This window comes from Pseudomonas sp. C321, from assembly GCF_055407105.1.
Genome location: NZ_JBUZRB010000004.1, coordinates 388,675 through 405,500, shown reverse-complemented (window position 1 = coordinate 405,500; position 16,826 = coordinate 388,675). Strand labels below are relative to the sequence as shown.

The 16,826-nt window shown below is 59.1% G+C and carries 23 protein-coding genes; 16 read left to right on the top strand and 7 right to left on the bottom strand.

Annotated elements, in window-relative coordinates:
- Positions 1-71: 71 nt before the first annotated feature.
- Positions 72-911, bottom strand: a complete 840-nt coding sequence (gene galU / locus ACZRJ6_RS14685; protein WP_463968599.1) for a UTP--glucose-1-phosphate uridylyltransferase GalU — start codon at positions 909-911, stop codon at positions 72-74.
- Positions 912-1,218: 307 nt separating this feature from the next.
- On the opposite strand from galU, the gene ACZRJ6_RS14680 reads away from it, so the two are divergent.
- Positions 1,219-1,404, top strand: a complete 186-nt coding sequence (locus ACZRJ6_RS14680) for a hypothetical protein (RefSeq protein WP_016969599.1) — start codon at positions 1,219-1,221, stop codon at positions 1,402-1,404.
- 145 nt (positions 1,405-1,549) lie between these two features.
- Positions 1,550-1,831, top strand: coding sequence for a hypothetical protein (locus ACZRJ6_RS14675; protein WP_463968600.1), 282 nt, complete (start codon positions 1,550-1,552; stop codon positions 1,829-1,831).
- A gap of 9 nt (positions 1,832-1,840) precedes the next feature.
- Here ACZRJ6_RS14675 and ACZRJ6_RS14670 read toward each other — a convergent pair whose 3' ends face one another.
- From ACZRJ6_RS14670 to ACZRJ6_RS14655, 4 genes are all read right to left on the bottom strand, one after another.
- Complete coding sequence (locus tag ACZRJ6_RS14670; RefSeq protein ID WP_463968601.1) at positions 1,841-2,071, bottom strand: hypothetical protein; 231 nt, start codon at positions 2,069-2,071, stop codon at positions 1,841-1,843.
- A gap of 71 nt (positions 2,072-2,142) precedes the next feature.
- The gene (locus tag ACZRJ6_RS14665; protein WP_463968602.1) at positions 2,143-3,069 is read right to left on the bottom strand and encodes a c-type cytochrome; all 927 of its coding nucleotides are present in this window, start codon (positions 3,067-3,069) and stop codon (positions 2,143-2,145) included.
- Positions 3,066-3,716 (bottom strand): c-type cytochrome, encoded by a 651-nt coding sequence (locus tag ACZRJ6_RS14660; protein ID WP_463968603.1) that lies wholly within the window; start codon positions 3,714-3,716, stop codon positions 3,066-3,068. The genes ACZRJ6_RS14665 and ACZRJ6_RS14660 overlap by 4 nt, the downstream gene beginning before the upstream one ends.
- A gap of 226 nt (positions 3,717-3,942) precedes the next feature.
- Positions 3,943-4,293, bottom strand: coding sequence for a hypothetical protein (locus ACZRJ6_RS14655; protein ID WP_149414659.1), 351 nt, complete (start codon positions 4,291-4,293; stop codon positions 3,943-3,945).
- 211 nt (positions 4,294-4,504) lie between these two features.
- Between ACZRJ6_RS14655 and ACZRJ6_RS14650 the strand changes: the two genes are divergently transcribed.
- The 12 genes from ACZRJ6_RS14650 (at position 4,505) to ACZRJ6_RS14595 (ending at position 15,210) form a co-directional block, all read left to right on the top strand.
- Positions 4,505-4,807 (top strand): DUF1883 domain-containing protein, encoded by a 303-nt coding sequence (locus tag ACZRJ6_RS14650; RefSeq protein ID WP_133102683.1) that lies wholly within the window; start codon positions 4,505-4,507, stop codon positions 4,805-4,807.
- Between the two features lie 29 nt (positions 4,808-4,836).
- The gene (locus ACZRJ6_RS14645) at positions 4,837-5,004 is read left to right on the top strand and encodes a hypothetical protein (protein ID WP_463968604.1); all 168 of its coding nucleotides are present in this window, start codon (positions 4,837-4,839) and stop codon (positions 5,002-5,004) included.
- Between the two features lie 82 nt (positions 5,005-5,086).
- Complete coding sequence (locus ACZRJ6_RS14640; protein ID WP_463968605.1) at positions 5,087-5,815, top strand: 2OG-Fe(II) oxygenase; 729 nt, start codon at positions 5,087-5,089, stop codon at positions 5,813-5,815.
- Positions 5,816-5,819: 4 nt separating this feature from the next.
- Complete coding sequence (alkB, locus tag ACZRJ6_RS14635; RefSeq protein WP_463968873.1) at positions 5,820-6,485, top strand: DNA oxidative demethylase AlkB; 666 nt, start codon at positions 5,820-5,822, stop codon at positions 6,483-6,485.
- A gap of 87 nt (positions 6,486-6,572) precedes the next feature.
- The gene (ada, locus tag ACZRJ6_RS14630) at positions 6,573-7,625 is read left to right on the top strand and encodes a bifunctional DNA-binding transcriptional regulator/O6-methylguanine-DNA methyltransferase Ada (RefSeq protein WP_463968606.1); all 1,053 of its coding nucleotides are present in this window, start codon (positions 6,573-6,575) and stop codon (positions 7,623-7,625) included.
- Between the two features lie 172 nt (positions 7,626-7,797).
- The gene (locus ACZRJ6_RS14625; RefSeq protein WP_463968607.1) at positions 7,798-8,862 is read left to right on the top strand and encodes an NAD(P)H-dependent flavin oxidoreductase; all 1,065 of its coding nucleotides are present in this window, start codon (positions 7,798-7,800) and stop codon (positions 8,860-8,862) included.
- Between the two features lie 150 nt (positions 8,863-9,012).
- Entirely contained in the window at positions 9,013-9,780 is a 768-nt protein-coding gene (gene modA, locus ACZRJ6_RS14620; protein ID WP_463968608.1) for a molybdate ABC transporter substrate-binding protein, read from the top strand.
- On the top strand, positions 9,781-10,461 hold the full coding sequence (modB, locus tag ACZRJ6_RS14615; protein ID WP_463968609.1) for a molybdate ABC transporter permease subunit: 681 nt from the start codon (positions 9,781-9,783) through the stop codon (positions 10,459-10,461).
- Entirely contained in the window at positions 10,461-11,546 is a 1,086-nt protein-coding gene (gene modC / locus ACZRJ6_RS14610; RefSeq protein WP_463968610.1) for a molybdenum ABC transporter ATP-binding protein, read from the top strand. The genes modB and modC overlap by 1 nt, the downstream gene beginning before the upstream one ends.
- Before the next feature lie 84 nt (positions 11,547-11,630).
- Positions 11,631-12,659 (top strand): DNA topoisomerase IB, encoded by a 1,029-nt coding sequence (locus tag ACZRJ6_RS14605; RefSeq protein ID WP_463968611.1) that lies wholly within the window; start codon positions 11,631-11,633, stop codon positions 12,657-12,659.
- A 143-nt stretch (positions 12,660-12,802) separates the two neighbouring features.
- Positions 12,803-14,437 carry an ABC-F family ATP-binding cassette domain-containing protein gene (locus ACZRJ6_RS14600; protein ID WP_463968612.1) on the top strand — a complete coding sequence of 545 codons (1,635 nt, stop codon included), beginning with the start codon at positions 12,803-12,805 and terminating at the stop codon, positions 14,435-14,437.
- Positions 14,438-14,505: 68 nt separating this feature from the next.
- Positions 14,506-15,210: a YoaK family protein gene (locus ACZRJ6_RS14595; protein WP_463968613.1), complete on the top strand. Its 705-nt coding sequence runs from the start codon at positions 14,506-14,508 to the stop codon at positions 15,208-15,210.
- Positions 15,211-15,360: 150 nt separating this feature from the next.
- On the opposite strand, the gene ACZRJ6_RS14590 is transcribed toward ACZRJ6_RS14595, so the two are convergent.
- Entirely contained in the window at positions 15,361-15,714 is a 354-nt protein-coding gene (locus ACZRJ6_RS14590; RefSeq protein ID WP_149414467.1) for a hypothetical protein, read from the bottom strand.
- Positions 15,715-15,834: 120 nt separating this feature from the next.
- Here ACZRJ6_RS14590 and ACZRJ6_RS14585 point away from each other — a divergent pair, with 120 nt between their 5' ends.
- A complete protein-coding gene (locus tag ACZRJ6_RS14585) occupies positions 15,835-16,074 on the top strand; it encodes a hypothetical protein (protein ID WP_133102694.1) in 240 nt (79 codons plus the stop codon).
- 6 nt (positions 16,075-16,080) lie between these two features.
- Here ACZRJ6_RS14585 and ACZRJ6_RS14580 read toward each other — a convergent pair whose 3' ends face one another.
- Entirely contained in the window at positions 16,081-16,404 is a 324-nt protein-coding gene (locus ACZRJ6_RS14580; RefSeq protein WP_463968614.1) for a YbjQ family protein, read from the bottom strand.
- A gap of 131 nt (positions 16,405-16,535) precedes the next feature.
- Between ACZRJ6_RS14580 and ACZRJ6_RS14575 the strand changes: the two genes are divergently transcribed.
- A complete protein-coding gene (locus tag ACZRJ6_RS14575; protein WP_133102696.1) occupies positions 16,536-16,751 on the top strand; it encodes a hypothetical protein in 216 nt (71 codons plus the stop codon).
- Positions 16,752-16,826: the final 75 nt, after the last annotated feature.

The following is a 16,826-nucleotide window of genomic DNA, read 5'->3' as shown; positions in this document are numbered from 1 at the left end:
GAAATACGGACCCGGAAAACAAGAAAGCCACCCGAAGGTGGCTTTCTTGAGATCAAGCAGGCAACCGTGAATCAGTAAGCCTTGCCAGTTTTGTAGAAGTGTTCGAAGCAGAAGTTGGTCGCTTCGATGTAGCCTTCAGCGCCGCCGCAGTCAAAACGTCGACCTTTGAACTTGTAGGCAATCACGCAGCCGTCTCTGGCTTGCTTCATCAGCGCGTCGGTGATCTGGATTTCGCCGCCCTTGCCTGGCTCGGTCTCTTCAATCAGCTTGAAGATGTCCGGGGTCAGGATGTAGCGACCGATGATCGCCAGGTTCGATGGTGCATCTTCCGGAGCCGGCTTCTCGACCATGTCACGCACGCGGATCAGACCATCCCCGATGTCATCGCCAGCGATCACACCGTACTTGTTGGTTTCCTGAGGATCGACTTCTTGAACGGCAATAATGGTGCAACGGTATTTCTTGTACAGGTTGACCATCTGAGTCAACACACCGTCGCCGTCCAGGTTGACGCACAAGTCATCCGCCAGCACCACGGCGAAAGGTTCATCACCGATCAGCGGGCGACCGGTCAGAATCGCGTGGCCGAGGCCCTTCATCTGGGTCTGGCGAGTGTAGGAGAACGAGCACTCGTCGAGCAGTTTACGGATGCCGACCAGATACTTTTCCTTATCGGTGCCCTTGATCTGGTTTTCCAGCTCGTAACTGATGTCGAAGTGGTCTTCCAGGGCACGCTTGCCACGACCGGTCACGATGGAAATTTCGTTCAGACCGGCATCCAATGCCTCTTCGACGCCGTACTGGATCAGTGGCTTGTTTACCACCGGCAGCATCTCTTTGGGCATGGCTTTAGTCGCTGGCAGGAAGCGAGTACCGTAACCGGCTGCTGGGAACAAGCATTTCTTGATCATATGAGTCCTTAAAAGGGCTGTGCGTACGAAATTCGGCGCAGTCTAATCAGGCCGCAGTCACCTTACAATGGGTGCTGCTGGCGTTGCGATGTCAACATAGAGAAAAAATGTCGGCGTTAGTTCCGCCCATCTTCCAACAAGCCTCACCAATGGCATCATCAAAATCGGCTGCACCTCATTATTTCAAAGGTCTGCAACCTTTTTAGCATGCTTTGGAGGATATCGGCACTGACCTGCAACAACTTGCGCGACCCGATCGCGTTTGGCGCTATCATTGCACCCTTGAACCAGACAACGAGATTGATAGATGTCAGAACCAAAAGGCGTGAACGGCTACCTCATCACACAGCGAGCGGATGGCTGGCACTTGATCAACTTCCACGGTGACAGCGTCGCCGGAACATTCGCGACCGAACGCGAAGCCATTGCGGTAGCCGAAGTGTTTGTGGATGAAGCTGGCCACGCTTCGAGCAAAAGACCGAAGGGCAAGTAAGCCTGCCGCCCTGCGCATCAAGCCCCGGTGAACGGGGCTTTTTTGTGTTTGCCTGTACCTTGATGGCCGTTCGCTATAATCTCCCTCGAAACGCCCCACGACAGTGTCAGCGCCCCCCTCAACACCTTTTGACGACGACCCTCACATGAACAAGATTCTGGCACTGATTGCGGCACTGGCGCTCACCGGCTGCACCACCGCCTCCGACACTTACCTGAACAACGGCGAACAAGGGCTCACCATCGACTGCTCCGGCGAAGCCAATTCCTGGGCCAGTTGCTACGAAAAAGCCGAAGCTTCCTGCGCGGGCACCGGCTACCGTATCGTCGGCACCGAGGGCACGCCGTCCCTGAAGGAAAGCGACAAGACCTTGGGCGCGGATGTCGGCAACTTCAAAGGCCGCAGCGTGGTGGTGGTCTGCAAGTAAGCTTGCCGATTACATGTGAATTTCGGCGAACTTGATACCCAGGCCACGAATAGTGTCGATCAGGTCGTCCAGGTGAGCAAAAGATTCGACCTCGTCCTGATCATCCACCAGGAAAAAGCTACGCCCGGCGCTTTTCTTGAAAAATACAATCCATTCCCCTAGATCGGCCGGATTTTGAATCACATGGGTCGCCGAGATTTGACTCTCTGCATGCCGCTCTCTGACTTGCTCACGTTTCATGTCTGATTTCCGAAAAGACAATACCGCTGAAACCTCAGGCCTCAGCGTTATTTTTGTGGGTTACCGACAGTTTAACGGATGCCTTGGCCAATCAACACGCCATCGACCGTTTGCCCATACAGGTTGACGCCATCATTGGCGTGGAACTTGACCCGGGTCTTCTCCACGGACCCCTCCACCAGGCGCGGGTCCTGGGGCCGTTCATGGCGGTTGACGTACGCTGCCACATCCCACGCCTGCTGATCGGTCAAGCTGCCACCCTTGCCCAAGGGCATATTGTGTTTGATGAAGGACGCCGCGGTGTTGATCCGGTGCATACCGGCGCCCCAGTTGTAGGAGTCTTTACCCCACAACGGCGGCATCACATAACTGTCACCGACTTTCTGACCCTGCCCCTCAGTACCATGACACACCGCACACTGGCCCTTGTATACCTCGGCCCCCCCGGCCAGGTCATAGCCCTTGGCCGGTTGCGGCACATCAGGATAACCTCGCCCCGGCAACTCGACGCCCAATGGCGCCTTACTCGCCAACCAATAGGAATAGACCGACAGCGCAGTAATCTCCGGGCTGTCCGCAGCAGGCGGCTTGCCGCCGTTCATGCTGAACTGGAAGCAACCCTGCAGGCGCTCGGCAAAGGTATTCACCTTGTCGTTCTTTTTTCGATAGGCCGGGTACAGCGGGTAAGCGCCCCATAACGGCGCCGAATTGGCCAGGCGGCCCTGGTCCAGGTGGCAGTTGCTGCAATTGAGGCCATTACCGACAAACTGCGGCGCCAGACGCTTGGTGTCGACAAACAGCGCATACCCCTGCATCACCAGCTTGCCGTAGGCATTGTCTGGCAACTCGCTTTCCTGGGGCGGCTGGAACTGGCTGATGGCCGGATGCGACGCCGCCGGTACCTGCAGTTGCGATTGATCTTCCATGACGACGGTGGCAGCAAGCACGGGCAAGCTGACCAAAGAACCCAGCAGGGATACAAACGAAAAGATCTTCATGGCTTGACCTCCTGACCGCTCAGCGAAGCGAAGTAAGTGGCCACGCCTTGCACTTCTTCAGCTGTAAGGGATTTGGCGATGTGCCCCATCAGGTCATTGGGGTCGTTGTGCCGCGCCCCGCTCTGCCAGGCATTCAACTGTCCCGCCAGGTAAGCCGCAGACTGGCCTGCCAATGGTGGAAAAGCCTCCCCGACACCAACACCTGACGGCCCATGGCAGCTGACACAGGCGGGAATTTGCCGATCCCAGGCGCCTTGCAGCGCGAGTTTTTCTGCGGGGCTGCCAGGTGTAGCACTTCGATGGGCAGTGGCAACGGCGGGCGCCGGCATCGCCGCCAGCGTTTGGGTCACCGCTGCAATTTCTTCTTCAGTAAGTGCCTTGGCCAGCGACTGCATCACCGGGCTGCTACGCGCGCCACTTCTGAAATCATCCAGTTGCTTGCGCAAATACGCCGCCGGCAACCCCGCCAAGCGTGGGAAGCCCGCCGCCGCCAAGCCCAACCCATCGGCACCATGACAGGCCATGCAAGCCGCCGCGCCAGGCTGCGCGCCGCCCTCGGCAAAGACCTTCTTACCTTCCAGCGCGTGGGCGCTGCCCAGCATCAACAGCAACGCGCTACCCATCAGAACTCTATCCAGAGACATCATCACGACTCCATTTTTATAGTTATATGCTTAGGTCCATAAGGCATAAGCCTACAAATGGTAGGTCAATGAGCTAACCGCCACAACACCTCAAGCGGCAGGAAAAGTAATCGTAAATCGATAATCAGTAGAAACGACCTACAAACAATAGACAAAAAAAACCTGACACTGCATCAGCAGGTCAGGCTCTTCAAATCGGATTCGATAGCGTATAGGCGGCCTTGCAGGCTCAACCGGAAATGCATTCTTCCGCAGCTTTCTTCACATCACCCGGACGAATCGGGACATTCGACATACTCTCGTAGAGCTTGATACTGCTGCCGCTGGAGCGGTCTTCGATTTCAAAAATGGCAGACGGATCAGCAGAAAACTTCTGCGGCACGATCACCCGAACACCTTCCTTGTGGGGTTCGATCTGTGACGGTCTGCGGGTCGATGACAGTTTCTGTACAACACACGCCGCATATTCCTGCGGTTTCTTGCCGGAGATGACCGCCAAGGTTGGCGGTGTTTGCTTGATGTCTGAAACCGAAGCACACCCACCTATCGCCAAGGCCAGAACCAATACACTCCACTTCATACAAAACCTCCGATAAAGACCCTACGACAGCGGGGATGGTATTTTTCTCCCGCCCACGAAGGATTTATCCCTGATAACTCGGTAAATAACTGTTTTAAATTGTCGAAGACGCCGACGACGACCCGATATTAAACGTGCTGGGGCTGATAAACTCCATCTTAACCTACGTATCATTCTGATTTTTCAGAAAAAGCCCTTCTGGAGACACCTCATGAAATTCATCCACCAGCGCGAGCACCTTAACGAAGGGGACATTGTCGTCATCGAATGCTCGCAGATTTGTAATATCCGTCTGATGAGCGATGCGAATTTTCGCAGTTTCAAGAACGGTGGTCGCCATACTTATCATGGCGGCGCATTCGACAAGTTTCCGGCCAAAATCACCGCACCAAGCACCGGTTTCTGGAACATCACCCTGGACACCGTCAACCGTCGGGCCATCAGCGTCACTCGCGTTCCGACCTTGTCCCACAAAATTCGCATTGTTCGCCGCACCAACTCCAAACTGAGCTGATTGCGCAACTATTGCCTACAGGAAAGACCGTGAATCAAACCACCAAATACGTCATCAAGTACAAGCTCGACGGCCAACCGCGCTTTGAATTCGCCCAATTGGCATCCGGCAGTGTCGAAGAGGCCAAGCAAGCCTTGGCCAAGATTCACGCTGCCGACGATGTAATCAGCGATATAAAAGTCAGCAAGGCCCTGTAATTCGAGCGCAAGCATCGGAGTGCCACACACTTAGCGACTTCCTAGACTGGCAGCACTCAACCGCTGCCACAGGAATTCGCCGATGCCTTCCTCATCCACCCGCCCCCCATTGCAAGACCGCTTGGCCAAGCTGGACTGGCACGTCATCGAGCACCACCTGGATCTACAGGGCAATGCTCTGATTCCAGGACTGCTGGATGCAAGCGAATGCAACGAACTCAGCGGCCATTACCCGCGGCAGGAACTATTCCGCTCCCACGTAGTAATGGCTAGACACGGCTTTGGCCGGGGCGAGTACAAATACTTCCGCCACCCGTTGCCGATGCTTGTCAGTAACCTGCGCGAGCAGCTTTATCCGTACCTGGCCTCACAGGCCAATCGCTGGAACGAGCAGATGAACCTGCCCATCAGCTACCCGCCACGCCATGCCGACTTTATTGCCCGCTGCCACGCTGCCGGGCAACAACGCCCGACCCCGCTCCTGCTGCAATATGGCCCGGGGGACTACAATTGCCTGCATCAGGATCTGTACGGTGAACATGTTTTCCCCCTACAAATGGCGATCCTGTTATCGCAGCCGGGAGAGGACTTCAGTGGAGGTGAACTGGTGCTGACCGAACAACGCCCACGGATGCAATCCCGCGCCCAAGTGGTATCACTGCACAAGGGTGACGCGGTGATCTTCGCCGTCAATCAGCGGCCGATGCCCAGTGCCCGGGGATTTCATCGGGTGACCTTGCGTCATGGGGTCAGTGTTCTGCACAGTGGCAAGCGTCATACCTTGGGAGTGATTTTTCACGATGCGCAGTAAGCCGATTCCCGGCCCTACCGCAGACCTGTTTGCCGACGAAGCGTTGCAACAACCCGCAAGCCGCGAACAAATCGGTGAACAATCCTACGTCCTCAGGGGCTATGCCCTGCCCTGGGTCGAGCGCCTGCTGCCTGAACTCCGGGCCGTGCTGGCCCAGTCACCGTTTCGGCAAATGGTCACTCCAGGCGGCTTTACCATGTCGGCCGCTCTCAGCAGTTGTGGCGCCCTGGGCTGGACCACTGACCGTACAGGCTACCGTTACACAACCATCGACCCTACTCGCCAGCAACCCTGGCCGCAGTTGCCAGCAACGCTACGCGAACTGGCGGTGATGGCGGCGGCGGACGCAGGATTCGACGGCTTTATGCCGGACGCCTGCCTGATCAACCGCTATGTGCCGGGGGCCAAGATGTCCCTGCACCAGGACAAGAACGAACGCTGCTACACGGCACCCGTGGTCTCTGTGTCCCTGGGTTTGCCTGCAGTGTTCCTGTTTGGCGGCCATGAGCGCAGTGACAAGACGCAAAAGGTCTCGCTGTTCCATGGCGACGTGGTGGTCTGGGGCGGCGTGGATCGCCTGCGCTTTCACGGGGTAATGCCAATCAACGAAGGCCTGCATGCAGTCATGGGCCCCCAACGCATCAACCTGACGTTTCGCACAGCGGGTTGAGGGCTTCGAATTTGACCGCAAGCATCGGAGTGCCTCGGTTGATCACAACGACTATCCTGCCCTCTGTTTCCTGCCGAGCCGTCGCCCATGACCATTGAACAAGACCCGCGCTGGGCCGCGATTGTCGCCCGCGACCCCAAGGCTGACCTGGCGTTTGTCTACGGCGTAAAAACCACCGGTGTATATTGCCGCCCCAGCAGTGCCTCGCGCCTGCCGCGCCTGGAAAACGTCGAGTTCTTCGACACGCCACAACAAGCCGAAGCCGCCGGTTATCGCCCAAGCAAACGCGCCTCAGGGGATCAAACCCAAATTGCCCAGCGCCACGCCCAACTGGTGGCAACCGCCTGCCGACATATCGAACAGGCCGAGAACCTCCCAAGCCTGGAAACCCTGGCCAGCCTCGCCGGCTTGAGCCCCTTCCACTTTCACCGCGTGTTCAAGACCGTCACCGGCCTGACCCCCAAGGGATACGCCAGCGCCCATCGCTCACGCAAAGTGCGAGAAGGCCTCAAGGATCGTCAGTCGGTGACCGATGCGTTGTACGACGCAGGCTTCAACTCCAACAGTCGCTTCTACGAATCAGCCGACCGGTTGCTCGGCATGAAACCCAGCGACTACAAGGCCGGCGGCACTAACAGCGATATCCGCTTCGCCGTTGGCCAATGCTCGCTGGGGGCAATTGTGGTGGCGCAGAGTAATCGAGGGGTTTGCGCAATTCTGCTCGGGGATGATCCGGACAAGCTGTTGCGCGACCTGCAGGATCAATTTCCCCGCGCGTATCTCATTGGCGCGGACCGTGACTTCGAACAACTGATTGCCCAAGTGGTGGGCTTTATCGAAGCGCCGGCGCTGGGCCTGGACTTGCCCCTGGATTTACGCGGCACTGCCTTCCAGGAACGGGTCTGGCAAGCCTTGCGAGAGATCCCTGTGGGCAGCACCGCCAGTTACGCAGAGATTGCCAAGCGTATCGGCGCACCGACCTCCTTTCGCGCCGTGGCCCAGGCCTGTGGCGCCAACAGCCTGGCGGTGGCAATTCCCTGCCATCGCGTGGTGCGCAGCGATGGCAACCTGTCAGGGTATCGTTGGGGGGTTGAGCGCAAGCGGCAGTTGCTGGAGCGGGAAAGCACGGCAGAAAGCTGATCACTCGCCCTTGAGGCACTTGGGCAGGTCAACGACTGATCCCACCCCATACAACCCCGCACGAAAGGCCGGGCTCGTCCAGTGAGTAATACAGACTGGCCTTACGCTATCTACCCCTGCTAAAAGCAACCCGTAGCCATTCCTAAGTGTTTCAACGCTGGAGAAGCAACCCATGAGCACCTGGCCAGACACCCGAATTCTCGACCTGCTTGGCATCGAACTGCCGATCATCCAGGCGCCCATGGCTGGCGCCACTGGCCCGGCCATGGTCATCGCCGCCAACAAGGCCGGCGCGCTGGGCTCAATGCCAGCCGCAGCGCTGAGCATCGAACAACTGCGTGAAGCGCTGACCGCCATTCGTCAACACAGCTCAACGCCGCTGAACGTCAACTTCTTTTGCCACAAGCCGCCCGCACCCGATGCCGAGCGCGACGCTGAGTGGAAAAACCTGCTGGAACCTTACTACCGCGAGCTGGGCGCTGACTTTGAGGCGCCGACACCCGTGTCCAACCGCGCGCCCTTCGACGATGCCGCCTGCCAAGTGGTGGAAGAATTCCGTCCAGAAGTCGTCAGTTTTCACTTTGGCCTGCCGGAAAAAGCCCTGATGGATCGAGTCAAGGCCACCGGCGCGAAAGTGCTGTCATCAGCCACCACGGTGGAAGAAGCCATCTGGCTTGAGCAGCACGGCTGCAATGCGATCATCGCCATGGGCTTTGAAGCAGGCGGTCATCGCGGGATGTTCCTTAGCGCAGACCTCAGCAGCCAGATCGGCACCATGGCCCTGGTGCCGCAGATCGTCGATGCCGTCAGCGTGCCGGTGATTGCCGCCGGCGGGATCGGTGATGCCCGGGGCATTGTTGCCGCTTTCGCCCTTGGTGCGTCGGCGGTGCAGATGGGTACAGCGTACCTGTTCACACCCGAGGCCAACGTCACGCCATCGCACCACCATGTCTTGCGTACCGCCCAGGCCAGCGAAACGGCGCTGACCAACCTGTTCACCGGGCGCCCGGCGCGCGGCATCATCAACCGAGTGATGCGCGAACTGGGGGCGATCAACCCGACGGCACCGGCCTTCCCGCTGTCCGGCGGCGCACTGATGCCGCTACGGGCCAGGGATGAAGCGGGCTTCAGTAACCTGTGGGCGGGCCAGGCGTTGCGCCTGGGTAAAGACATCTCCACCTACAACCTAACCCTGGAACTGGCCCACCAAACCTTGGAGAAGCTCGGCAGAACCTGAAATCACCCTCGCAGGGAGGTCATCAACACACTGTCCTGGGGCAACGTGGCACTGTACCGCCGATGGCTAACCGCTATATATTCCGCTACATAGCGATTAGCCCTCTGCCTATAACAAGCCGCCACAGGCGGCCCCCAAAGGAGCTGCTTCATGATGATTCGCGCTTCACGCCTGGCCCCGTCCACCCTCGCAACGTTTATCGCCCTCTTTGCCTTCGGCTCGGCCCAGGCCGATGAAGTCCAGGTGGCCGTGGCCGCCAACTTCACCGCGCCAATCCAGGCAATTGCCGCCGACTTCGAAAAAGACACTGGCCACAAACTGGTCGCCGCCTACGGTGCCACCGGCCAGTTCTACGCCCAAATCAAGAACGGCGCGCCGTTTGAGGTGTTCCTCAGCGCCGACGACACCACCCCGCAAAAACTCGAAAGCGAAGGCGATACCGTTAAGGGTTCGCGCTTCACTTACGCCGTAGGTACCTTGGCGCTGTGGTCGGCCAAGGAAGGTTATGTCGATGCCAAGGGTGACGTACTGAAGAAAAATGACTACAAGCACCTGTCCATCGCCAACCCCAAAGCCGCGCCTTACGGTCTCGCCGCTACCCAGGTGCTAGCCAAGCTGGGCCTGACCGACAAGGTCAAGGACAAGCTCGTCGAAGGTCAGAACATCACCCAGGCCTATCAGTTTGTGTCCACCGGCAATGCCGAAGTGGGCTTTGTTGCCTTGTCGCAGATCTATAAAGACGGCAAAGTCAGCAGTGGCTCGGCCTGGATCGTTCCAGAAACCATGCACGACCCGATCAAACAAGACGCGGTGATCCTCAACAAAGGCAAGGACAACCCGGCTGCCAAGGCACTGGTTGACTACCTCAAAGGGCCGAAAGCCGCTGCCGTTATTAAATCCTACGGTTACCACCTGTAAATGCCCCTATCGAGTGCCGACTTTTCCGCAATCTGGCTGACCCTGAAACTGGCGTCGCTGACCACTGCCATTCTGTTGATCATCGGCACGCCGATTGCCTTGTGGCTGTCGCGCACCCGCTCCTGGTGGCGCGGCCCCATTGGTGCAGTGGTCGCCCTGCCGCTGGTATTGCCGCCGACGGTGATTGGCTTCTACCTGCTGCTGACCATGGGCCCCAATGGCTATGTCGGCCAGTTCACCCAATGGCTGGGCCTGGGCACCTTGACCTTCAGCTTTGCTGGCCTGGTGATTGGCTCGGTAATCTACTCGATGCCTTTCGTGGTGCAGCCGTTGCAGAACGCCTTCTGCGCCATCGGCACCCGTCCGCTGGAAGTGGCCGCGACCTTGCGGGCCAATCCCTGGGACACTTTTTTCAGCGTAATCCTGCCCCTGGCCCGTCCGGGCTTTATCACCGCCTCGATTCTCGGTTTTGCCCATACCGTCGGCGAGTTCGGCGTGGTGCTGATGATCGGCGGCAATATCCCCGACAAGACCCGGGTGGTCTCAGTACAGATCTACGATCATGTCGAAGCCATGGAGTACATGCAGGCCCATTGGCTCGCCGGGGCGATGGTGGTGTTTTCTTTCCTGGTGTTGCTGGCGCTCTACTCCAGCCGTAAAACCAAAGCAGGCTGGAGTTGATGTCGATGATTGAAGTACGCCTGCAACTGAGCTATTCCGATTTTTCCCTGGATCTTGATCTGCAGTTGCCTGGCCGTGGGGTGACCGCGCTTTACGGGCATTCCGGCTCCGGCAAAACTACCTGTTTGCGTTGTATTGCCGGGCTGGAACGGGCCGAAGATGGATTTATCCAGATCAACGATGAGGTGTGGCAGGACAGCCGCAAAGGGTTATTTGTCCCGCCCCATAAACGCGCCCTCGGCTATGTATTCCAGGAAGCCAGCCTGTTCCCGCATTTGTCGGTGCTGGCCAACCTGGAGTTCGGCCTCAAACGCATCCCCCGGTCACAACGACGAGTGGACATGGCCCAGGCCACAGAACTGTTGGGCATCGGCCACCTGCTCGACCGTCATCCCCAACATTTGTCTGGCGGCGAACGCCAACGGGTCGGCATCGCCCGCGCCCTGCTCACCAGCCCGCGCCTGCTGTTGATGGACGAGCCCTTGGCGGCCCTGGACAGCAAACGCAAGAGCGAGATCCTGCCCTACCTGGAACGCTTGCATGACCAGTTGGAGATTCCGGTGTTGTACGTCAGCCACGCCCAGGATGAAGTGGCGAGGCTGGCCGATCACATTGTCCTGCTCAGCGACGGCAAGGCCCTGGCCAGCGGCCCCATCGGCGAAACCTTGGCCCGCCTCGACCTGCCGCTGGCCCTTGGCGACGATGCCGGGGTGGTGATCAACGGCACAGTCAGCGCCTATGACGACCACTACCAGTTGCTCACCCTACAACTGCCCGACAGCCAGTTGCAGGTACGCGTCGCCCATACGCCGCTGGACCTGGGCAAGCACCTGCGCTTTAAAGTCCAGGCCCGGGATGTCAGCCTCAGCCTGCAGCCTGAGGAACACAGCAGTATCCTCAATCGACTGCCGGTGACCGTGATCCAGGAAATCCCTGCCGATAACAGTGCCCATGTATTGGTGCGGCTCGACGCGGCAGGTACGCCGTTGCTGGCGCGCATCACCCGCTTCTCGCGAGACCAGTTGCAACTGCATCCAGGCCAGGCGTTGTGGGCGCAAATCAAGGCGGTGGCGGTGCTGGCGTGAGCAGTTGGAATCTATTGGCACGACCGCAAACCGCGGTGGTCAATCAGTCATACCGGCCTGATTTGTTGCCAAGGACTTCGCCCCATGCCCGATCCTGCGTTGCTTGCCGACCTGCCCCGCGACCTGCATTACGTTGACAACACCCAGGCGGGCCTGAGCCGTAAGAAAGTACGCGGCACGTTCCAGTATTTCGATGCCCGTGGCCAGCGCATCACCGACGCGGCCGAGGTCAAGCGCATCAACGCTCTGGCGGTGCCACCGGCCTATACCGACGTGTGGGTCTGCTCCGACCCGCGCGGTCACCTGCAAGCCACCGGCCGCGATGCCAGGGGGCGCAAGCAATACCGCTATCACCCGCGCTGGCGCGAAGTGCGCGACAGCGATAAATACTCCCGTCTGCAAGCGTTCGGCAACGCCCTGCCGAAACTGCGCAAACACCTGAAAGCGCAGATTGCCGCGCCCGGTTTCAATCGCGAAAAAGTCCTGGCCACGGTGGTCCTGCTGTTGGATGCCACGCTTATCCGCGTCGGCAATAGCCAATACGCTCGGGATAATCGCTCCTATGGGCTGACCACCCTACGCGCCCGACACGTGGACATCAGCGGCAGCGCGATCCTGTTCCAGTTTCGCGGCAAGAGCGGCATCGAGCACCAGATCACCGTCAAGGACCGGCGCCTGGCCAATGTCATCAAGCGCTGCCTGGAATTGCCAGGGCAGGATCTCTTTCAATACCTGGACGAAAATGGCGATCGCCATACGATCAGCTCCACAGCCGTCAACGCGTACCTGCATAGCCTCACCGGCACCGACTTCACCGCCAAGGATTACCGCACCTGGGCCGGCAGCGCCCTGGCGTTGGCGGTGTTGCGGAAGTTGGCCTGGCAGCCTGAATCGGAGGCGAAGAAGCATGTGGTGGAGATGGTCAAGGACGTTGCCAGGCAATTGGGCAATACCCCGGCGGTGTGCCGCAAGTGCTATATCCACCCGGCCGTGCTGGAGTATTTCAGCCTAGGCGAGCTGGCGAAACTGCCCAAGCCCCGGGTGCGCAAAGGCTTGAAAGTCGAGGAAGTGGGGCTGGCGATGTTTCTCGAACAACTGGCTGCATCCTTGTAGGAAAAAACCCAAGTGCGTTACCCTGTTGGTCCTTTCTGATCGCAGGACGACCGCCGACGTGAACAACTAAGCCTTCCAAAATGTAATCGCAACGAGCCGCCTGGCGCGCTTGTTGGCTTGCCCCACATTTTTTGGAGGTGCTGATGACTGACGTCAACCGGCTGCCTGTACTTGTTTCTTTGCATCGCGTGGGTTTCCAGTTCGCCAATGGCGAAACCTTGCTGCAAGACCTGACCTTAACTTTCGATCACACACCCACCGGGATTGTCGGCCGTAATGGCATGGGCAAAAGCATCCTCGCGCGATTGATTGCAGGTTTGCTCGTGCCCTCTTCCGGCCTGCTTAAGTCTTCGGCCAGGCTGGCCTATGTCCCACAAACGGTTTCCCTCTTTCCCGGCCAAACCGTTGCCCAACTGACTCGCTGCGCAGACGTCCTCACGGCCCTTCAGCGCCTGGCCAAGGGTGAAGCGACGGCCGAGGACCTGGACTTGGTCGACGACCGCTGGGACCTGGCCGAGCGCCTGCGCAAGGCATTGGATGGGGCGGATTTATCCGAGGTCGACGTTGAAGACCCGGCCGAGCAACTCAGCGGCGGCCAACTGGCCAGGGTCGCGGTGATCGGCGCGCTCTTGTCCCAACCGCAGTTGCTGATTCTCGACGAACCCACCAACCATCTGGACAGCGCTGGCCGCGACTGGCTACTCAAGACCTTGGGCGACTGGCGCGCAGGCCTGATCGTGGTCAGCCACGATCGGCAGTTGCTCAATACTCTGGAGCGGATCATCGAACTGTCACCCCTGGGCACGCAGGTCTACAGCGGCAACTACGATGATTTTTGCGCGCAGCGCGAGACCGAACGACACGCCGCCCAGGCCGCCCTCGAACATGCTCGCCTGGACCGCAGCCGCGAACGCAAACGCCTGAAAAAAGACCATGACAGCGTCCAGCGCCACGCCGCCAGCGCCCGCAAGCACGCAGAAACCGCCAATGTCGACCCGCTCACCCGGTCACGCTGGAAAGGTGCCGCCAATGAAATCGTCAGCACTGCGCGTAGTGCCCAAGTACAGCACAAGAATGAGCTCAATGAGCGCGTGCGCCAGGCTCACGCGCGGGTGGTGGACGAGACACCAACGTTACTATCCCTGCCGGGGACCACGCTGCCAAACGGGCGCCAAGTGTTATCCCTGGACCAGGCACGGTTGCCCTGGCTCGATGCCCACGCACCGACCACTTATCTGAGTTTCAACCTGATCGGCCCGATGCGCGTGGCGGTGAGCGGCCCCAATGGCTGCGGCAAATCAACCTTGCTCAAGCTGCTGGCAGGTCAATTGCAACCGCTGAGCGGCGAATACAGGGTTCATGTGCCCAGTGCCTATATCGATCAGCGGCTGGCGCTGCTGGACGATACGCTCTCGATTGTCGAGCATCTGCAACGGCTCGATACGCCGCTCACAGAAAGCGAGTTGCGCACGCGCCTGGCACTGCTGCAACTGGACGCCTTGCGGGTGACGCAACCGGTGGGCAACCTCAGCGGTGGGGAGCGACTCAAGGCCGCGATGGCGGTCGCCTTGTGGCGCGAGACGCCGGCGCAACTGCTGCTATTGGACGAGCCCACTAACCACCTGGACCTGGAATCAGTGATCGCTTTTGAACAAGCATTGCAGGATTTTACCGGGGCGATGGTTGCGGTCTCCCACGACGAAGTGTTTCTCACTGCACTCAACCCGACCCATCGTTTGAGTTGGCACGCGGATGGCTGGCACTTTGAAGTGAGCTAGGTCATTGCAGTCTGGATCAAAGCGTCCTACGGTAGTGGCCGGATAATCTCATCAAGGAACCTAAGCCTGTGCTGCCCTCCGCCCTCAAACCTTACGCCAATGCGGCCCTTCTGCAGCGGCACAAATGGCGCGGCCGTGTCGGGATGATGCTGGTGGCCAGCCTGTCGGTGCTGGCGGGCATGACCGACGCCATCGGATTCATGGCCAGCGGCGACTTTGTCTCGTTCATGAGCGGCAACACCACGCGCCTGGCGGTGGCAATCAGTGAAGGCGACCTTGGCCTGACCGCACGCCTGACGCTGCTGGTGGCGACGTTTGTCGCGGGCAATGCCTTGGGTGTGATCCTCAGCCGGGTCAGCAAGCGTCACGCCTTGCCGCTGTTGCTGTGCATCGCCACGCTGCTGTGTGGGGCGGCGGCGTGGCCGTTTGCCGATCAACTGCCGGCCTTGCTGGCGGCGATCATCGCCATGGGCATGCTCAATGCCGCTGTGGAAGAGGTCAACGGCTTGCCGGTGGGTCTGACTTATGTGACCGGCGCGTTGTCGCGTTTCGGCCGGGGGCTGGGGCGCTGGATGCTGGGTGAGCGCAGGAACGGCTGGCGAGTGCAACTGGTTCCCTGGGCAGGCATGTTTGTGGGTGCGGTAATCGGTGCCTTGCTGCAGCAGCAGATGGGCATTCGTGCGCTGTTGGTCAGCGGTTTGCTGTCAGCTCTGCTGGGACTGGTGTCGCTGAAGATTCCCCGACGCTGGCACCTGGGATACATGCCGCGCTAAGTGCGGCTTTAAGAAACAGATGCCCACCCGACGTTGGCCTCGACTTCCTTGTACTGGTAAAGAGCCAGGACGCCAGGCGAGCGCGGCCATATTAAGGCAATGCCCGAGGTGTGTCCGCCGGGAATTTCTGAAGAATTCTAAGGTAATGTCTTACAGACAAGTCGCCAGGGCCGCAAGGCGACGCTTGGCGGCCCAGTTGTCCTCGGCTGCGTAATAGTTGACGGTAGTGGCGTTGCCCGCGCCGCGCACGTCGACAAAGTAATCGCCACCGGTGGTGTAGACCGTGTGGCCGCCGCCTTCGGCAGGTTCCATGAACCCACCGGCATCGACGCCAAATACGGACTCATCCTGCCAGCCAAACTGGATGCATTGGGCAACCACCAGGGCGGCCTTGTCCGAAGCCAGGGTTTTGTAAGGCGCGGCAGAACGCGCGTCTTTCATCTTTGAGCCCGCGCAACCGGCCAGTGATGCCAGTACCAAAGCGCCTATTACCACCATCCGCATGCCATTACTTCCTTGGAAAAAACGCGACTCTACCATTGGTGCGGACATAGCAGGCGACACCGAGTGATTATTACGTCACCCTGTCGCCTACTTGTGAACCCGCTTTTATCCGGAAAACCAATGACACCCAACGCCGAACTCTACAACCCATCCACCGACTATGCCGACAAGCTGATCAGCCGCATCGGCCAGACACCTTCGTGGATTGCCAAGCGCATCGGCGTCACCGACAAGCGCATCCGCTACATCCTCGACGGCGAGCGCACGGTCAAGGGCGAAACCACCCCGATCCAGATGAGCTACACCGAGCAGTTCGCTTTGGAATGCCTGGCGGCCGAGGCCCAGGCCAACAAGAAGTAACCGGGGTTATTTCAGCTTCACTGCCGTCCCGGTAACAAACACCACCAGCATCGCCCCGCGTCCGCCGCCGGGCATGCTGATCTCAAAATCCAGACCTACCACCGCATCCGCTTGCAGGCTATGCGCCCGCTGCTTGATTTCGTCGGTGGCCTGGATGCGCGCTTCCTTCAACGCCCGCTCAAGCGTTTGCGAGCGCCCCCCGAAAAAATCCCGCATCCCGGCAAACAGATCTCGTACCACATTAATGCCTTGTACCGATTCGGCGCTGACAATGTCGAGGTACTCGACGATCTCACGCCCGGCGATGGTGTGGGTGGTGGTAACAATCATGGGGTTCTCCTGTTGAACAATGGGTGCATCACCTGCGGTCAAGGTGGCATGCACGTAAGGTATGGCATTATGATGCCGACGCTGGACCTCACTGATGAGGCCAGCGGGACACTACCTAGAAAGGAAGCCTCATGAAAGATTTCGTCATCGGCGTTAACAATACCGTTCTCTACATCGCACTGGCGTTCCTGTGGATCACAGGCCTGGTGGTGATGTTCAGCCAGAGTTTTCTGGCAGGTTTGGGCGCCCTGATAGGCGGCACCCTGATTTGGTGCATCATCTCCGGCTTCTGGTTCGTCCAGTCGGCGACTTACGACGAACTGCGCAAACTCAACGCGAAAAACTGATACAACTCTGCCGCTCGCTCGGGCGGCATTCCTGACTCTGACTCATCGACGACCATCAGCTTTTCGCCTGCATGG

What these genes read in the sequence shown, in the direction of transcription:
- modA (WP_463968608.1), top strand. Translation starts at nt 9,013, where the DNA reads ATGATGATTCGCGCTTCACGCCTGGCCCCGTCCACCCTCGCAACGTTT.
- ACZRJ6_RS14600 (WP_463968612.1), top strand. Translation starts at nt 12,803, where the DNA reads ATGACTGACGTCAACCGGCTGCCTGTACTTGTTTCTTTGCATCGCGTG.
- ACZRJ6_RS14625 (WP_463968607.1), top strand. Translation starts at nt 7,798, where the DNA reads ATGAGCACCTGGCCAGACACCCGAATTCTCGACCTGCTTGGCATCGAA.
- ACZRJ6_RS14650 (WP_133102683.1), top strand. Translation starts at nt 4,505, where the DNA reads ATGAAATTCATCCACCAGCGCGAGCACCTTAACGAAGGGGACATTGTC.
- ACZRJ6_RS14670 (WP_463968601.1), bottom strand. Translation starts at nt 2,071, where the DNA reads ATGAAACGTGAGCAAGTCAGAGAGCGGCATGCAGAGAGTCAAATCTCG.
- ACZRJ6_RS14680 (WP_016969599.1), top strand. Translation starts at nt 1,219, where the DNA reads ATGTCAGAACCAAAAGGCGTGAACGGCTACCTCATCACACAGCGAGCG.
- ACZRJ6_RS14575 (WP_133102696.1), top strand. Translation starts at nt 16,536, where the DNA reads ATGAAAGATTTCGTCATCGGCGTTAACAATACCGTTCTCTACATCGCA.
- galU (WP_463968599.1), bottom strand. Translation starts at nt 911, where the DNA reads ATGATCAAGAAATGCTTGTTCCCAGCAGCCGGTTACGGTACTCGCTTC.
- ACZRJ6_RS14585 (WP_133102694.1), top strand. Translation starts at nt 15,835, where the DNA reads ATGACACCCAACGCCGAACTCTACAACCCATCCACCGACTATGCCGAC.
- ACZRJ6_RS14675 (WP_463968600.1), top strand. Translation starts at nt 1,550, where the DNA reads ATGAACAAGATTCTGGCACTGATTGCGGCACTGGCGCTCACCGGCTGC.
- ACZRJ6_RS14665 (WP_463968602.1), bottom strand. Translation starts at nt 3,069, where the DNA reads ATGAAGATCTTTTCGTTTGTATCCCTGCTGGGTTCTTTGGTCAGCTTG.
- modB (WP_463968609.1), top strand. Translation starts at nt 9,781, where the DNA reads ATGCCCCTATCGAGTGCCGACTTTTCCGCAATCTGGCTGACCCTGAAA.
- ACZRJ6_RS14660 (WP_463968603.1), bottom strand. Translation starts at nt 3,716, where the DNA reads ATGATGTCTCTGGATAGAGTTCTGATGGGTAGCGCGTTGCTGTTGATG.
- ACZRJ6_RS14605 (WP_463968611.1), top strand. Translation starts at nt 11,631, where the DNA reads ATGCCCGATCCTGCGTTGCTTGCCGACCTGCCCCGCGACCTGCATTAC.
- ACZRJ6_RS14580 (WP_463968614.1), bottom strand. Translation starts at nt 16,404, where the DNA reads ATGATTGTTACCACCACCCACACCATCGCCGGGCGTGAGATCGTCGAG.
- modC (WP_463968610.1), top strand. Translation starts at nt 10,461, where the DNA reads ATGTCGATGATTGAAGTACGCCTGCAACTGAGCTATTCCGATTTTTCC.
- ACZRJ6_RS14640 (WP_463968605.1), top strand. Translation starts at nt 5,087, where the DNA reads ATGCCTTCCTCATCCACCCGCCCCCCATTGCAAGACCGCTTGGCCAAG.
- ACZRJ6_RS14655 (WP_149414659.1), bottom strand. Translation starts at nt 4,293, where the DNA reads ATGAAGTGGAGTGTATTGGTTCTGGCCTTGGCGATAGGTGGGTGTGCT.
- ada (WP_463968606.1), top strand. Translation starts at nt 6,573, where the DNA reads ATGACCATTGAACAAGACCCGCGCTGGGCCGCGATTGTCGCCCGCGAC.
- ACZRJ6_RS14590 (WP_149414467.1), bottom strand. Translation starts at nt 15,714, where the DNA reads ATGCGGATGGTGGTAATAGGCGCTTTGGTACTGGCATCACTGGCCGGT.